Source organism: Streptomyces sp. NPDC030995, assembly GCF_055571215.1.
Genome location: NZ_JBVIFS010000001.1, coordinates 451,291 through 466,039 on the forward strand (window position 1 = coordinate 451,291; position 14,749 = coordinate 466,039).

The window sequence follows — 14,749 nt, forward strand, 5'->3', positions numbered from 1 at the left end:
ATGCCCACAAAGATCACCAACCTGAAGCCCGGCCAGCACATCCGCGCCACCGGCCGCGACACCCGAGGTCGCACCGTCACCCGCGAGGGGTACCTCGTCCTCGACCCGCAGCTCAAGACGGCCGCGTGGGACGGCACCCGAACGAAGGTCTACCGACTGCACGTCGACCCCGAGTCCGGCGCCGAAGCGACCCGCCAGAACTGGGTCTCCATGCTTCCGGATTGGACCGTCGAACTTCTCGACCAGGAGCAGCCTGAGCCCGCCGGCACCGCGGAACTCGGCAACCGCCCTGTGCCGCTCGTCGGGTTCGCGGGCCTTGCACGCTCAGGCAAGGACACCGCCGCTGATGCGCTCCTCAGCGCGGGCTGGCAGCGAAAGGCGTTCGCCGACAAGGTCAAGGAGGTGCTCTACGCCCTCGACCCCCGCATCGTGGAGGAGCATTACACCGAAGGGTTGACCAACCTCCGCTATGAGGTCGACGGCTACGGGTGGGAGACCACGAAGGACTGCTACCCCGAGGTGCGCCGGTACCTCCAGAGACTGGGCACAGAGGGAGGCCGGTCGGTCCTTGGAGAGAACGTGTGGGTCGACGCTCTCCTTCGCGACGGTGAGACCTGGGGCCCCACCGTCATCACAGATGTCCGCTTCCCGAACGAGGCGGACGCGATCCGCGAGCGCGGCGGCCTGGTGCTACTGATCGAGCGCCCCGGGCTGGAACCTAGAGCCCAGGCCGAGCACGCCAGCGAGAACGCCCTCGCCGGGTACTCGTTCGACGGGGTGATCCGCAATGACGGCACCGTGTGGGACCTCTACACGAGCGTGAGGGAGGCCATGAGGGTGCACGATGTAAACATTGAACCAATGTGTTAAGGTGAAGCCATGAGATTGACCCCCCGGAAGGAAGAGGTCGAAGCCATCAAGATGCTCCTGGAGGACCCCACCTTCGAGAGCGCCGACCAGATGGCCAAAGCGATCTACAAGACGGCCGCCGAACTCCTCCAGATGCGCGACCTGTTCGCCCTCGTGCACACCTGGAAGGACGGGCATCGCGGCCTCAACTTCGGCCCCTTCGGCTCCGAAGCCGAGATCAAGACCTTCGCCTCGAAGATGGCCTTCGGGGGGACCGGCAAGGTTGTCAAGCTCTACAGCCCCGGCGCCATGCTCGCCAACGTGGACGGCAAGAAGGGATGGAAGGGCTACTGCTTCCACCCGGAATGCGGCCACGCCCCCTTCGCTCACTCCGCCGCCGGCGCAGCCCGAGGTGCCTGCCAGATCCCCACCTGCCCTTGCGGCAAATTCCAGCAGAAGTGACCACAGATGCGGACACCGACATGACCAGCAACGATCCGGACGAACTCCTCCGCACCCCGAGCATCACCGAGACCGAGATCACCGAACTGCTAGCCCTGCGGGGCGAGACGGCTCGCGTGACCGACGCCTTCCTCATCCGACTCGCCGCCCACTACGCGAAGGCCGAGGCTGAAGGCGTCATCAACCCCGCCCGCCACTTCGCCGACTACATCGGCGTCCAGCGCCAGGCCGTCCTTACCTACATGCGAATGGTTCGAAACCGCGGCCTAGCGCAGCCGCACCCCTGGACAGCAGAAGGAGGCCAGGACTCATGAAGACCGTCGAATTCCACACTTGCGAGTGCTCCGCCAAACGGGCCTTCGCCGACGAACGGGCAGCGCAGAAGGCGCTCGGTCGAGCGCAGGCCAAGCGCGACCGCGCCGCAGACCGCCGAGGTCAGCGACGGGCGCTCGAACGCGAAAACCGGGTCTACCAGTGCCACTTCGACATGTGGCACCTCACGAAGCAGTCCCGGCGCTCCTTCGAGGAGCAAGCCATGCTCCACGCGGCCTGAATGTAAACATGTATCCGATGGGGGCTGTGTGACGGCAGGAGGAAGCAACCGGCTGCTGACGCCGGCAGAAGTGGCTGACTGGCTCAAGGTCAGCGACATCACCGTCAGGAACAAGTACCGATCATGGGGGCTGAAGCCCCAGAAGGTCGGTCGGCTCCTGCGGTTCCGTGAGCGCGACATCGTCGCCTACCTCGAAGACCACTACGGGTGACGGCTCCGCCCGCTCCCAACTGACGAGAGGAGCCACATGGCTACCGTGTTTCAGCCCTGCAAAGAAGAAGAGCAGGATCGCTACTACCCCTGCGAGAAGGCGCGCTGCGGCCACAAGTGGACCGTTCGCTACCGAGAGCCGGGCGGGCGGACCGCGAGACAGCGAGAGAAGAGCTTCGCCAAGAAGACCGGCCCCGACGGCGCCGACGCCTTCGCTACGAAGGTCGAGAATGACAAGGGGATGGGGGTCTACCTCGATCCCGCGCGGGGAGCGATGACGCTTCGCTGGTGGGTCAAGGAGTGGCTGGAGCGGCAGGTCCTCGCCGAAGGCACCATGCGGAACTACGAGGGCTTCGCGAAGAACCACCTCGTCCCCCATCTCGGCCGCAAGACGCTGGCCGGGCTCGCCAAAGCTGACTTCGAGAAGTTCATAGCCGCCCTCCACCGATCGGGTGAGGGCATGGCGGCCTCGACGATCAACGACCGCATGAAGTTCGTGACGGCGATGATGGAGGCTGCCGTCACCGACAAGCGCATCGCCGCGAACCCGGCTGTCGGCGTCAAGATCGACCGCGTCAGCTCGCTCGCCGTGGACGAAGACGAGATCCCGACGCTCGACGAGGTCGAGCTGCTCGCGAAGCACATCTCGCCGCAGTACCGCCTCACGATCTACTTGCAGTCGGGGGCGGGTCTCCGAATCAGCGAAACCCTGGCCTTCGCGAGTGAGTGCCGGCGGCCCGAGTTCATCCGGGTCCGCTGGCAGGTGAGCGCCAAGGCGAACCGCGGCGACTCCCGCACCACGTTCGTCCCTCTCAAGCACCGCGCCGAGGGGGAGTACCGGGACATCCCCACTGCTCCCTTCCTCGAAGAGGAGATCGACGCGCACGAGGATGAGTGGGGTGGAGTCCCGGTTGTCTTCCAGGACAAGGCAGGGGACGGCCGGCAGCTCGATGTCTTCTTCGCCCCGCGCGAGCGGGGCAAGGGGACCATGCCCACGGCCACGACCTACGGCTACCACTTCCGGAAGGCGTGCAAGGCGGCCGGGCTAGTGGATGCGAGCGGCAAGCCCAAGTACACCCCGCACTCGCTCAGACACTTCTTCGCCTCGACCGCACTCGCAAACGGCATCCCGATCCACGAGGTCAGCAGGTGGCTCGGCCACAAGTCGATCAAGACGACAGTCGACATCTACGGCCACCTCGTCCCAGGGGCCTGGCATCGATGCCGCGAGGTCATGCAGAATGCCATGAGGCCGGTGCCCGTACCGGTGTCGACCGAGGCGCCGAGCGTAGCGGCCGGGTACGAAGAAGTTGCGTAGGTGCTGACCTTGTTTTCCCGTGCTGATTCCGTGCTGACTTGGCCCGCTCAGAACCACGTTTCCGCAGGTGAGAGCCCTGCACTGCACGTTCCGCTTCAACGTGTAGTCGTTTCGTTACTGCATGTTAGTTAATTTCGTCAAACGTGCAGGTCAGAAGGGGTCGGGCTCTGACGAGTCCGACCCCTTCTGCATTCCCGTGCTGACTTGGTGCTGACTTTTCAGCTGCTGCGGGGCGGCGTGAGCTTGTCGAGGTCCAGGCTGACCTGGAAGGGCACCGGGCGTTGGAGGGTGCCCCGGAAGATCCCGGCGGGCGCGTATGCGCCGGTGGGTTCGTCGAGCTCGTAGACGTGGACGACGGGTGCCCCGTCCTCGTCCTCGATGCACCAGTAGTGCGGGATGCCGGCCTCTGCGTACTTGCGGAGTTTGACTGTGCGATCGCGATGGGCGGACTCCGGGGATACGGCCTCCACGACGAGCTTCACGTCCTCCGGGGCGTACCAGGTTCGGTCGGGGTCGTAGGCCAGGTCCGTCAGCAAGAGGTCCGGCTCGGGGCGGTTGCGGGCATCGAGGCGGATCGTCATCTCCCGCTCGACTTCGAAGCCGGCCGGTGCCTGTGCCATGAGCGTGGTGGTCAGGGCGGTGACGAGGCGTCCGTGCCAGGACCGCTGTGGCGACATCATGAAGACGAGGGCTCCGTCGATGAGCTCGGTGTGGCGTGGTGCCTCGGGGAGGCGGTCGAGGTCCTCCGCGAACCAGCCTTCCGCGCGCGGCGGGCGCATCCAGTCGGGCAGTGCGGTCATGGCTTCACGGTAGCGGCCCACAGCTCAAGCTGAAGAGCCAACGATCCCGGCCGGAGGATTTTCGGCAACTTGGCGCGCCGTAACCGGCCACCCACCTAACATCCGGCCATGAGCGACTCATCGGTCCAGATCGCCACGGTGGTCGTCTCCGTGGCGGCTCTCGTCTTCTCAACGACAGCCGCGTTTTGGGCCCTCGTCTACAACCAACGTCAGGCGAGAGCGGTCGCGCATGCCAACGCCCTCACGGAAAAGGCGCAACGCGAGCAGGCGGAGCCGTACGTCATCGTTGACATCAGGCCTCGTATCCCTGGGTCATCGCTGCTCGTGCTGGTGATCGAGAACATCGGTCAGACCCTGGCCGCAACGTACGCATCTCGGTGAGCCCTCCGCTGCAGACCACTCTGGGGGCCGAGCGGGCGGCGACTCTCAGTCGTGCTGTTGGTCGCCCCATCGCCACCCTGCCTCCGACGCGCCGCATTCCCTTCGTCATGGACGTGGGCCATCAATTGTTCTCCTCGGAGCTGCCCAAGGTCTACGAGTTCCGGGTGGAGGCGGACGGGCCCTTCGGTTGCGTCGACCCGCTTACCTACACGGTGGATCTCGAAGCTCTCAAGGACAGCGTCCTTGAGACCGACTCGGCGGAGTGGAGCGCGCACCAGATCGCCAAGCACCTCAAGCGAAGTGCGGATGCGCAGGAGGGGCAGTCGCGCTCCGTCGAAGCACTGAGCCGTCAGATTCAGAGAGGGGAATGGAACGTCAGAACCCGGAACACGGGTCGGACCTTGAGGGCTCTAGCTCGGTGGAATCCGCGATCCATCAGATCCCCATGCAGCCGCTGGGCGATGAAGGCGATCTCGCGTGATGGATGACGTAATCCCGTGCTGATTCTGTGCTGACTTAGCCCGCTCAGAGCCGCGTTTCCGCAGGTCAGAGGTCTACGCGGAACGTTCCGCTTCAACGTCTGATCGGTTCGTTACTGCATCGCGATTTCGCAAGCGTGCAGGTCAGAAGGGGTCGACTCCTCCAGGAGCCGACCCCTTCGCCGTCACCGTGCTGGACGGGTGCTGGATATTCTGACGCCCGATCAGCCGGCATCAAGTGTCGGAGACGGTGGAGCGGTGTCCGACGTGCACGACCCACACCACGAGCTCCCCGTTGTCGACCGTGTAGACGACGCGGTACTCGCCGACCCGCAGGCGACGGCGTTCTGGCTGCGATACGAGCGCCGTGGTGTTGAATCCGAGGGGGTCGCTCTCCAGCTCGGTCAGCTTGACCAGGATGCGCAGCGCCATGTCGCGAGGGATCTTCCGAAGTTCGGCCTGCGCCTCGGGGCGGAAGACGGTTCGGTAATCACTCACGCTGGGCTCATTCACTGCGTGCCAGCGTCTCCCTCATGACGTCCTCGATCGGGATGCCGGGTGCCGGGTTGGCCATGCGCTCGTCGATGATCCGGTTGATCTCGCGCTCTTCCCATTCCTGGTACTTGCGCAGCACCTCGATGGAGACGACGGCGGCTACTTCCTTGCCCCGGCGCGTGATCACTGTGGGGACGTCGTCGCGATCGGCGCGCTCCACGACCTCAGCCAGGTGTGCGCGTACGTCACGGATGGACTCTATGGGCAGCGGCTGTGTCATGCGCTCAAGGGTACCGAGTGTCCCATGTGTACACAATGTGTCGCCGTGGCGGGCGGACTGGCTTCCTTCGCCGCGGTCGCGCGGTCGCGCGGTCAGAGAAGGGCCGGACTCCGTCGAGTCCGGCCCCCTCCGCATTCGAGCGCTGACGTGGAGCCGGGGTCAGGCGTGGGGGACCGACGTGGCGAGGAGCACCTCGAATTCCTCAAGGCTGCGGGTGGTCGCGCGGGCCGTGGTCGTGGCCTCTCCGCGGACCGCCGCGACGGCGCCGCGGGATGCCACGAGTGCGTCGTGGTCGGTGAAGAGCGCGCCGACAGCGGCTCTGCCCCGGTCGCGGTCGATGAGCAGGGAGATGCCGGCCATGCCGGGGATCTTCTGGATCTTGGGCAGTGAGGTGTCGCGGAAGGTGTCCACCAGCAGGTCGATGTCGGCTGGCTCAACGTCCATGCGGACCAGCCGGAACCCCGCGCCGGGTCCGACGGCCTCTGCGCGCCGGGCGACCGCTGCTTCCCAGTTGTCGACCGTCATGGTCTGGGCGAAGGGTGCCATCAGCTCGGTCCGCCGCTTGCTCAGGCTCTCGTAGCTGGCCTGCCGGGAGGCCTCGTCCTCCCACCACGATCCCACCAGGAGCTTGCCGAGCTCGCGGTCGGCGAACAGCCCCATCCCGCGAAAGCCCGGCTCCGCCGACAGCAGCTCGCGCCCCTCGGTCCGGATCGCCTCGGTGACGCCGTCGAGCTTGGCCGGATCACCCGTTGCATAGATGCTGCGAACGTACATATCGCCCTTTCCTGCCTTCCGGTGGCCCTGTGCGGGCTCGTGCCCCCACTCCATGCGATGGCCGGGGCGGATGGGGGGCAACGTGGCAGGGGCATTCAGGTGACGAGGAGGGATGATCGGCGCATGGATGTCGTCGGGATGCTCGAGGCCGCTTCGCTGCTGGTGCCCGAGGGTGTTGCCACCGCCGACGGACATCACCGCCGCCGATGTCTGGGAGTACCTCGCGCACGACGAGTGGGAGGTCGCGTTCGACTTGCTGCGAGAGCTGGGTGACGAGTGGACGGCGCCGGCGGGCTTCTGGGAGGAACTGGAACGCGCGGCCGGGATGCCGGGGCTCGAACGGAGCCTGGAGTGGTGCCGGTGGCGGGGCGCCGAGGCGCGCGTGGGCGGCGTCATCCGGGCTGATCTCGCGCTCCGGCCGGCCGGTGAGACGTTCCGGCGTACGCCGATTCCCGGAGCAGGAGTGCTGCGGCCGATGTGGGACATCGGCCACCGGAGTCGGGACGGGGCGTCCGAACTGGACATCGCCCGCGTGTGGGTCGAGTTCGCTCCCGACCTCGCGCCCGGAGCCCGGGCTGCGGTGCGCCTCCTGCCCCTGAACCCGGCGCGGTGGACGCACCTCGCCCCGGGCGACCGGATCACGCTCTACGAGACCGCGGTGGCCGGCGGCACGGCGACGATCCTGGAGGGCCGGGGCCCCGGGGTGCGCGGCTGACCGTCGGCGCGTCGTCCCGATCGGCCCGCTCCACGACGTGAGCCACGACGTGAGCCACGATGTGGGCCACGACGTGGGCCGCGCTCCTATGCTGGTGGGAGGGGGCGGGCAGGCTCGGGGAGCGGTGAAGGGAGCCGCGCGTGGTCGGGACGAGTCACGCCCTCGACCGGGGCAGGGAGGCCGTTTTCCGTGAGGCGTGGGGTGAGGCCTACGGCGTGCTGCGGCGCATCGACCCGGATCTCCTCGACGCCGACGACCTCGACGCACTCGCCGACGCCGCCTGGTGGACCAGCCACGTCGAGGAGTCGGTCGCGGCGCGGATGAAGGCCTACTCCGGGTACGCGGCGAGGGGTGACTCCCGGCGGGCCGGTTACTGCGCGTGGATGCTCTTCTACGAGCACACCCTGGCCGGGCGCACCGCCGCGGCCGCCGGCTGGCTGGGGCGGGCGCGGCAGCAGCTCGGGGGTGAGCCCGAGTGCGTCGAGCAGTGCTACCTCGCCTGGGTCGACGCCGAGGAGGCGCAGAGCCGCGGCGCCTTCGCCGAGGCCATGGACCGTGCCCTCCGGATGGCGGGCATCGCGCGGCGCGGCGGCAGCGCCGACCTCCTCGCGATGAGCACCCAGGCGCGGGCGGACGTCCTGCTCGCCGAGGGCCGGGTCGCCGAGGGGCTCGCGCTGCTCGACGACGCGATGTGCGCGGCCACGGCGGGGGAGCTCAGCGCCTTCTTCACCGGGTGGATCTACTGCCTCGGCCTCCAGCGGTGCATGGCCTGCGCCGATCTCGAACGGGCCGCCGAGTGGACCGACGCGGCCATGGCCTGGTGCGCCACGATGCCGGAGGAGAACAACTACCGAGGGCTGTGCCGCGTACACCGGGTGGAGGTGCTGGAGCTGCGCGGCTCCTGGCCGCAGGCCGTGACCGAGGCGGCCCTGACGTGCGAGGAGCTGCTGCCGTACGAAGCGCGGATCGCCGCGGAGGCGGTGTACGTGACGGGCGAGATCCAGCGCAAGCGCGGTGAACTGGCAGCCGCGGAGGCCTCGTACGCCCGGGCTCACGAGCTCGGGCGGGACCCGCAGCCGGGACTCGCTCTGCTGCTCCTCGCCCAGGGGAAGGCCGAGGCCTCCGAGGCCGCGCTGCGGGTCGCCCTCGCCGCCGACGGTGAAGACCGCCGCAGGGGCCGGCTGCTCGCGGCGCAGGTGGAGATCTGCGCCGCCCTGGGGCGGCTCGACCAGGCCCGTGGCGCGGCCGACGAGCTGGCGGCGATCGCCGACGCGTGGCGGCGGCGGCGCGAGTCCGACCGCACGCCGCAGCACGCGACGGCGGCGTGGGCGGGCGGCGCCGTGGCCTTCGCCGAGGGCGACCTGCGGCGCGCGCTGCCGCTGCTGCACCGGGCCCTCGCGCTGTGGCTGCAACTCGGGGTCCCGTACGAGGCCGCGCTGGTCAGGATGACCCTCGCCGCCGCGGACCGGGCCGCCGGGGACGAGGAGAGCGCGCGGCTCGAACTGCGGGCCGCCCACGCGGTGTTCGAAGCGCTGGGCGCGGTGCCCGACGCCCGCCGGGCGGCGGCTCTGCTCCGGCTCCCGGGCGAGCTCACCGCACGGGAGGTCGACGTACTGCGCCTGGTCGCCGCCGGACGGACCAACCGGGCCATCGCCGCCGAGCTCACCATCAGCGAGCACACCGTCGCCCGGCACCTCAACAACATCTTCGCCAAGATCGACGTGTCCTCGCGGGCCGCGGCCACGGCGTACGCCTTCACGCACGGGCTGATGTGACGGCGAGGGGCGCGCTCCGGGCCCCCGCCGTGGGCCGTCGGCCCGGCGCTGTCGGCCGTCGGCCGTCGTGGACCGTGGGCCGTTCTGGCCATGCCGCGATCCGGCGGGATGGGCGGTTCCGGCGATGAGCCCCACCTCCTCCCACCCCTACAACGGAGGTACGAGCCGTACTCGAACCCTCCGAGGAAGGCGGTGGCGGCCATGAGCACCTTCACACCTGTCCTGGACGGCGCACTCGCGGATCAGCTGCGCGCGTCCGTGCACGGTGAGCTCGTCCAGCCGGGCGAGCCCGCCTACGACGAGGCCCGCAGGGTCTACAACGCGATCCACGACAAGAGGCCCGCGGCCGTCGTACGGGCCGCCGACGCCGGCGACGTCATCGCGACGGTGAACTTCGCCCGGGAGCAGGACCTGGTCCTGGCGGTCCGCGGCGGCAGCCACAGCGTCTGCGGCTACGGCACCTGCGACGACGGGGTCGTCCTCGACCTGTCCCGAATGCGCGGGATCCGCGTCGACCCCGCGACCCGCACGGCCCGGGCGGAGGGCGGCTGCACCTGGGCCGGCTTCAACCACGCCACGCACGCGTTCGGCCTGGCCACCACCGGGGGAGTGGTGTCCAGCACCGGGATCGGCGGGCTCACCACCGGCGGCGGACTCGGTCATCTGGCCCGGCGGTGCGGGCTGGCCTGCGACAACCTCGTCGCGGCCGATCTCGTCACCGCCGACGGGTCCTTCGTCACCTGCACGGAGGAGCGGAACGCCGACCTCTTCTGGGCGTTGCGCGGCGGAGGCGGCAACTTCGGAGTCGTCACCTCCTTCGTCTACCGGCTGCATCCTGTGGACACGATCCTGGGCGGCCCGACCTTCTACCCCCTCGACGGCGACGTCCTGGGGCGCTACCGCGAGCTGATCGCCGGGTCCGACGAGCGGCTCGGCGCCCTGGCCGTCGTCGGGCTCGGTCCGCCGCTCCCGTTCCTGCCCGAGCGCTGGCACGGCCGGCCCCTGTGCGGCGTCCTCACCTGCTGGAGCGGGCCCGAGACGCAGGACGACGAGATCCGTGCCCGCCTCGACCGCCTCGGCCCGGTCGTCGGCCAGCACGTGGGGCGCATGCCGTACCCCGTGATCAACACCCTCTTCGACGAGCTGCTCCCCGCGGGGCTCTTCCACTACTGGAAGGGCACCTTCAGCCGGGGGCTGCCGGACGGGGCCATCGACGCGTACGTGGAGTACGGGGCCTCGACCCCCTCCATCCAGAGCGCGACCGTGGTGTTTCCCATCGACGGCGCCTGCCACCGGGTGGCGCCCGAGTCGACCGCCTTCGCCTACCGGGACGCCGACTTCGCGACCGCCCTCAGCCCCACCCTGACCACGCGCGCCGAATGCGAGGCGAACGTCGACTGGGTGCGCCGCTTCGCCGCCGCGCTGAAGCCCCACTCGATGGAGGGCGGCTACGTCAACTTCATGGACCGGGAGGACCAGGACCAGAACCGGGTCCGGACCAATTACCGGCAGAACTACGAGCGGTTGACGGCGATCAAGCGGCGCTACGACCCCGCCAACCTCTTCCGCCTGAACCACAACATCGCGCCTTAGGAGGTGTCTTGGCGCGATCGTGAATGTCTTGCGGTGCAAGAGAGTTGGTGACTACCTTGTACCGCATGACAAAGGAGCTGCCCGCGGCCGGTGACCAACGGCGCAGTCAGCTCCTGCGCGGGGTGCTCGACCTGTGTCTGCTGTCGCTGATCGACGAACGGCCGCGGTACGGCTTCGAGTTCGCGCAGGCGCTCGCCGGCGGTGGGCTCGAGCTGGTCAGCGAGGGCAGCATCTATCCGCTGCTCGCCCGGATGGAGCGGGCGGGGCTCGTCTCCTCGTACCGCGCCCCGTCCCCCAGTGGCGGCGCCCCGCGCAAGTACTACCGCCTGACCGAGGCGGGGCGCACCGAGCTGAGCGGGGGGCGGGCCGACTGGGGCGCCTTCGCCGGGCAGGTGGGCCGGATCCTGGCCGGCACGGAATCCACGGGGGAGACCACACCATGACGAACGCGACCATGACCAACGCGCAGATACTCGCGGCCTGCCGCAGCAACTGGGAGTACCGGGGGATCGACGACGCGTCCGTACGGGAGATGCTCGACGAGCTCGCCGCGCACTTCGAGGACGCGGAGGCCGCCGGCCGTACGGCGCAGGACGTCGTCGGCCGGGACGTACGGACCTTCGCCGCCTCGTGGGCGCGGGCGCGCGCCCCGCTGCCCCGCCGGGCGCTGCGTACGGCGTCGATCGCCTGCTTCGTGCTCGGCTGGCTCCTGTTGTTCTCGTACGTCGCCCGGTGGACCACGGAGCTGACGGTGACCGCCGACCACATCGCCTTCTGGGCGGTCATCGGCACGGTCACGGTCGTCTGGGAGATGCGGCGGGGCAGCATGGGCATGGGCAGGAGCTGGGCGGTAGCGCTCCTCGTCGGCCTGCCCGTGGCGGCGCTCACCAGGTGGCTGGCCGGCGATGCGGTGCTGTTCGCGTTGCCGCTGTGGGGCGCGCCCGCGCTGCTGCTGCCCGGGCTGCCGTACGTCGTCGCCGATGTGCGGGCCAGGCGGAAGAACGGCTCGACTCCGGCCTGCTGAAGGCTGCTTGAGGGTGGGTCGACAAGCCACCCCCGAGGGCTCCGGTCAGAGGCCGCGCACCGAGGCGATGGTGAAGGTGGTGGGCGCGCCCGTGCTCGGGGTCATGGGGCCGTCCTTGTCGAACTGCGAGCGGACCACCAGCGTGCGGCCCCGGGTGTGGGCCAGCGTCGTCGGGATCTGCAGCGCCGGGTCCGTGAGGGTGTGGACCAGGCGGGCGCGGGTGCCGTCCCCGGAGAGCTGCCAGCGGGTCAGCGTGTTGGGCACGTTGTGCGCCACGCGCAGGGTGCCGTCGGGGGAGAGGTCGAGGCCGTCGGCGGCCTTCAGGTCGCCGCCGCCGAGGTCGACGCGGCGGACGGCGCCGGCACCGGTGCCGGCGCCCGCGGCGAGGTCCACGCGGTAGAGGTCGCCCGCCGTCATGTCCACGGCGAGGAGGTAGCGGCCCGCCCGGTCCGAGACGATGCCGTTGAGGGTGAAGGTGCCCGCCGGCTGGGGACGCAGGGCGGCGCTGAGGTCGTAGGCCTCGGTCAGGGCGCCGCTCCCGGCGGCCAGCTGGTCCGGGGTCACGCGGTAGATCACGCCGCGGATGCTGTCCGTCAGGTAGGCGGTTCCGTCCGGGGTGATCGTCAGGTCGTTGACGAAACGCGGGCTCGTGCAGGCCACCTCGAAGTGGGCCAGGCGGCCCCCGGTCGCGGTGTCGTAGACCGAGACCCCGGCGGTCGAGTCCGTCACCCACAACCGGCCCCGGGAGTCGACCCGCAGGCCGTTCGCCGTGCGGCGGCCGTCGGTTCCGGCGGGCAGGAACACCTCCGCCGTACGCCGCCCGGGGCGGGCCCGGTAGACGGTGCCGTCCGCGTACGAGCCCACGTAGACCGCGTGGGTACGGGGATCCGTGGCGATGCCCTCGGGGTAGACCTTGCCGCCGGGTATGGAGAAGGCCGTGGATATGCGGGCGTCCGTCGCCAGGGCCTGCTCGGGCGCCGCTCCCAGCGCACCGAGGGTCAGGGTCGTGGTCAGGGCGGCAGCTGCCAGAAGCTTCATCAGGTGTCCTCTGTCGAGTAGGTGTAGGCGAATGTATGTTAGAGGTCTAATGCGCGCAAGGGTGGAGTCGTAAGATGCGGGAATGACCTCCATGGCCCCCGAGGAACGCATCGGCTCGCACCTCAAGCGCGCCGAGCAGGCGCTTCTCGCGGCGAAGGCCGTCGCGCTCAAGCCGGCCGCAGTAACGGTTCCGCAGTACGCCGCGCTGCTCTGGCTGTCCGAGAAGCCCGGCATCTCCGCCGCCGCGCTCGCACGGCTGTGCGGGGTGACGCCGCCGACCATGAACACCGTGCTGAAGAACCTCCAGGAGCGCGGGTTCATCGAGCGGACCCCGCACGAGTGGCACCGCAACGTGCTGGAGACCCGGCTCACCGATGAGGGGCGCGCGGCCGCGGAGCTGGCCGACGCCGGCGCGGTGCGGGTGGAGCGGGCGCTCGCGGCCGCGTTCAGCGAGGAGGAGCGGGAGCTGCTCATCGCGCTGCTGGGGCGGTGCGCGGAGGCGCTCGACGCCCAGCGCTGAGGTTATCGTGATGTTTTTGCTGGGATTCGGAACTGTGCGGGGGTTTCGCACATCAGGACTAGGGGGTGTCTTGCCGATCAGGCCGGATAAGGGAGCGGCGTCTGACGCGTGCGATCGCAAGGCGGAGGAGGGAGTCGACGCGGAGCGTCGGCGACCGACGACAACGCGGCGAGCGCGCGTGGCAGGCGTCGCGAGCCCGGCCTGATCGGCAAGACACCCCCTAGGTGATGGCCCAGCCGTTCTGTCCCCAGGGCAGTCATGAGCGTTCGGAGCGAAGTTTCGTGTACCAGTACCAGGAAGAGCCGCAGCCCAAGCGGTCCCGCCGCCGAATATGGATCAGCGCCGTGGTCGCCCTCGCGCTCCTGCTCGGTGGCGGTGGCTTCGCCGCCTGGAAGCTCGACTGGTTCTCGGGCAACGGCGAGGCCGTGAGCTTCGGCAAGACCACCCCGCCCCCGGCGACGGGGAAGGCGGCGGACCCGAGCGCTCCGGCCACCCCCGCCAAGCCCTCCGGTGACCCGGACGTGCTGATGCCGACCGGCCCGAAGTCCGACTTCAAGCAGACCACCAAGCTCGACGACGGCACGATCATCGCCAAGACCCGCCTCGCGGGCGCGAAGTCCGGCTTCGAGGGCGACGTGTGGGTGTGGGCGCCCAAGGAGTACGACGACCCGAAGTACGCCAAGAGCGGCTTCCCGGTGCTCATCGCGCTCCCCGGCGGCAACGGCTTCCCGGCCAACTACTGGTCCGACCGCAGCCTCGGCCTCCAGAAGGCCATCAGCGAGGGCGTCCAGGCCGGCACCAGCCTGCCGTTCATCGTGATCATGCCGGTGCTCAACCCGGACACCAAGTTCTACTACGACGGCTCCGACATCCCCGGCCAGGCCAAGATGGGCACGTGGATCGCCGAGGACGTCCCGGACTTCACCAGGGCCAACTTCCGTACGTACAAGTCCCGTGACGGCTGGGCCTTCATGGGCTCCTCCTCCGGCGCCTTCGTCGGGATGAAGACGGTCCTGCAGCACCCGGACAAGTTCAAGGCCGTGATCGCCAGCGGCGGCGAGATCGTCCCCGATTCCCCGCTGTGGAAGGGCCACCAGGCGGAGATGGACGCGAACAACCCCGAGAAGCTCGCCCAGAAGCTGATCGACACCAAGGGCCCCGAGGTCTACATCAACTTCCAGATCGGCACGAAGGAGAGCGGGAGGGAGCGGATGACGAAGTTCCAGCAGCAGTTCGGCAAGGGACCCGTCCAGATCACCATCCGCGACATCCAGAACGGCGAGCACAACGGCTGGCACTACGTCCGGGGCATGAAGGAAGGCTCCCTGGAGTGGGTCAGCAAGGTGCTGAAGGCCCCGAAGCCCGACGCCGCCTGATCACTGCCCGGCCGGACGTGGTGCTCCGCACGTCCGGCGCTCCGCACGTCCGGCGCTCCGCGCGTCCCACCCGTCCCAGGCAACCCATCGCCTCGTTCATACCTCTG

General features: G+C 69.4%; 20 protein-coding genes. 15 read left to right on the forward strand and 5 right to left on the reverse strand.

The annotated features are described in order from the left end of the window. Genes ACZ45T_RS02295 through ACZ45T_RS02320 form a run of 6 tightly spaced genes read left to right on the forward strand, consistent with a single transcriptional unit; the run spans nucleotide 1 to nucleotide 3,392 of the window. A complete protein-coding gene (locus tag ACZ45T_RS02295) occupies nucleotides 1–870 on the forward strand; it encodes a deoxynucleotide monophosphate kinase family protein (RefSeq protein ID WP_468436555.1) in 870 nt (289 codons plus the stop codon). A 9-nt stretch (nucleotides 871–879) separates the two neighbouring features. Beyond that, the gene (locus ACZ45T_RS02300; protein ID WP_468436557.1) at nucleotides 880–1,311 is read left to right on the forward strand and encodes a hypothetical protein; all 432 of its coding nucleotides are present in this window, start codon (nucleotides 880–882) and stop codon (nucleotides 1,309–1,311) included. A gap of 20 nt (nucleotides 1,312–1,331) precedes the next feature. After that, nucleotides 1,332–1,625 (forward strand): hypothetical protein, encoded by a 294-nt coding sequence (locus ACZ45T_RS02305; protein WP_468436559.1) that lies wholly within the window; start codon nucleotides 1,332–1,334, stop codon nucleotides 1,623–1,625. Beyond that, nucleotides 1,622–1,864, forward strand: a complete 243-nt coding sequence (locus ACZ45T_RS02310; protein WP_468436561.1) for a hypothetical protein — start codon at nucleotides 1,622–1,624, stop codon at nucleotides 1,862–1,864. Before ACZ45T_RS02305 ends, ACZ45T_RS02310 begins: the two co-directional genes overlap by 4 nt. Nucleotides 1,865–1,892: 28 nt before the next feature. After that, on the forward strand, nucleotides 1,893–2,075 hold the full coding sequence (locus ACZ45T_RS02315; protein WP_402695383.1) for a helix-turn-helix domain-containing protein: 183 nt from the start codon (nucleotides 1,893–1,895) through the stop codon (nucleotides 2,073–2,075). Nucleotides 2,076–2,111: 36 nt separating this feature from the next. Continuing rightward, complete coding sequence (locus ACZ45T_RS02320; RefSeq protein ID WP_468436563.1) at nucleotides 2,112–3,392, forward strand: tyrosine-type recombinase/integrase; 1,281 nt, start codon at nucleotides 2,112–2,114, stop codon at nucleotides 3,390–3,392. A 218-nt stretch (nucleotides 3,393–3,610) separates the two neighbouring features. On the opposite strand, the gene ACZ45T_RS02325 is transcribed toward ACZ45T_RS02320, so the two are convergent. Then, entirely contained in the window at nucleotides 3,611–4,192 is a 582-nt protein-coding gene (locus tag ACZ45T_RS02325) for a Uma2 family endonuclease (protein WP_468436565.1), read from the reverse strand. 108 nt (nucleotides 4,193–4,300) lie between these two features. Here ACZ45T_RS02325 and ACZ45T_RS02330 point away from each other — a divergent pair, with 108 nt between their 5' ends. Both ACZ45T_RS02330 and ACZ45T_RS02335 read left to right on the forward strand, forming a co-directional pair. After that, nucleotides 4,301–4,573 carry a hypothetical protein gene (locus ACZ45T_RS02330; RefSeq protein ID WP_468436567.1) on the forward strand — a complete coding sequence of 91 codons (273 nt, stop codon included), beginning with the start codon at nucleotides 4,301–4,303 and terminating at the stop codon, nucleotides 4,571–4,573. Beyond that, a complete protein-coding gene (locus ACZ45T_RS02335) occupies nucleotides 4,570–5,061 on the forward strand; it encodes a hypothetical protein (RefSeq protein ID WP_468436569.1) in 492 nt (163 codons plus the stop codon). Before ACZ45T_RS02330 ends, ACZ45T_RS02335 begins: the two co-directional genes overlap by 4 nt. Before the next feature lie 225 nt (nucleotides 5,062–5,286). On the opposite strand, the gene ACZ45T_RS02340 is transcribed toward ACZ45T_RS02335, so the two are convergent. The 3 genes from ACZ45T_RS02340 to ACZ45T_RS02350 form a co-directional block, all read right to left on the reverse strand. Continuing rightward, nucleotides 5,287–5,550, reverse strand: coding sequence for a type II toxin-antitoxin system RelE family toxin (locus ACZ45T_RS02340; protein ID WP_468436571.1), 264 nt, complete (start codon nucleotides 5,548–5,550; stop codon nucleotides 5,287–5,289). 7 nt (nucleotides 5,551–5,557) lie between these two features. Next, the gene (locus ACZ45T_RS02345) at nucleotides 5,558–5,827 is read right to left on the reverse strand and encodes a type II toxin-antitoxin system Phd/YefM family antitoxin (RefSeq protein WP_402581939.1); all 270 of its coding nucleotides are present in this window, start codon (nucleotides 5,825–5,827) and stop codon (nucleotides 5,558–5,560) included. Nucleotides 5,828–5,986: 159 nt separating this feature from the next. After that, on the reverse strand, nucleotides 5,987–6,601 hold the full coding sequence (locus ACZ45T_RS02350; RefSeq protein WP_468436573.1) for an antibiotic biosynthesis monooxygenase: 615 nt from the start codon (nucleotides 6,599–6,601) through the stop codon (nucleotides 5,987–5,989). 172 nt (nucleotides 6,602–6,773) lie between these two features. On the opposite strand from ACZ45T_RS02350, the gene ACZ45T_RS02355 reads away from it, so the two are divergent. The 5 genes from ACZ45T_RS02355 (at nucleotide 6,774) to ACZ45T_RS02375 (ending at nucleotide 11,708) form a co-directional block, all read left to right on the forward strand. Further along, a complete protein-coding gene (locus tag ACZ45T_RS02355) occupies nucleotides 6,774–7,316 on the forward strand; it encodes a hypothetical protein (RefSeq protein WP_468436575.1) in 543 nt (180 codons plus the stop codon). Between the two features lie 140 nt (nucleotides 7,317–7,456). Continuing rightward, nucleotides 7,457–9,091, forward strand: a complete 1,635-nt coding sequence (locus tag ACZ45T_RS02360; protein WP_468436577.1) for a LuxR C-terminal-related transcriptional regulator — start codon at nucleotides 7,457–7,459, stop codon at nucleotides 9,089–9,091. 201 nt (nucleotides 9,092–9,292) lie between these two features. Further along, nucleotides 9,293–10,684, forward strand: a complete 1,392-nt coding sequence (locus tag ACZ45T_RS02365) for an FAD-binding oxidoreductase (protein WP_468436579.1) — start codon at nucleotides 9,293–9,295, stop codon at nucleotides 10,682–10,684. 65 nt (nucleotides 10,685–10,749) lie between these two features. Further along, nucleotides 10,750–11,127 carry a PadR family transcriptional regulator gene (locus ACZ45T_RS02370; protein WP_468436581.1) on the forward strand — a complete coding sequence of 126 codons (378 nt, stop codon included), beginning with the start codon at nucleotides 10,750–10,752 and terminating at the stop codon, nucleotides 11,125–11,127. Beyond that, nucleotides 11,124–11,708 carry a hypothetical protein gene (locus ACZ45T_RS02375; protein WP_468436583.1) on the forward strand — a complete coding sequence of 195 codons (585 nt, stop codon included), beginning with the start codon at nucleotides 11,124–11,126 and terminating at the stop codon, nucleotides 11,706–11,708. Before ACZ45T_RS02370 ends, ACZ45T_RS02375 begins: the two co-directional genes overlap by 4 nt. A 45-nt stretch (nucleotides 11,709–11,753) precedes the next feature. Here the strand turns inward: ACZ45T_RS02375 and ACZ45T_RS02380 are convergent, their stop codons facing one another. Then, complete coding sequence (locus tag ACZ45T_RS02380; protein ID WP_468436585.1) at nucleotides 11,754–12,746, reverse strand: SMP-30/gluconolactonase/LRE family protein; 993 nt, start codon at nucleotides 12,744–12,746, stop codon at nucleotides 11,754–11,756. Between the two features lie 82 nt (nucleotides 12,747–12,828). Between ACZ45T_RS02380 and ACZ45T_RS02385 the strand changes: the two genes are divergently transcribed. After that, nucleotides 12,829–13,266 (forward strand): MarR family winged helix-turn-helix transcriptional regulator, encoded by a 438-nt coding sequence (locus ACZ45T_RS02385; RefSeq protein ID WP_468436587.1) that lies wholly within the window; start codon nucleotides 12,829–12,831, stop codon nucleotides 13,264–13,266. A gap of 281 nt (nucleotides 13,267–13,547) precedes the next feature. Then, entirely contained in the window at nucleotides 13,548–14,642 is a 1,095-nt protein-coding gene (locus ACZ45T_RS02390; protein WP_468436589.1) for an alpha/beta hydrolase, read from the forward strand. The last annotated feature ends 107 nt before the right edge of the window (nucleotides 14,643–14,749 follow it).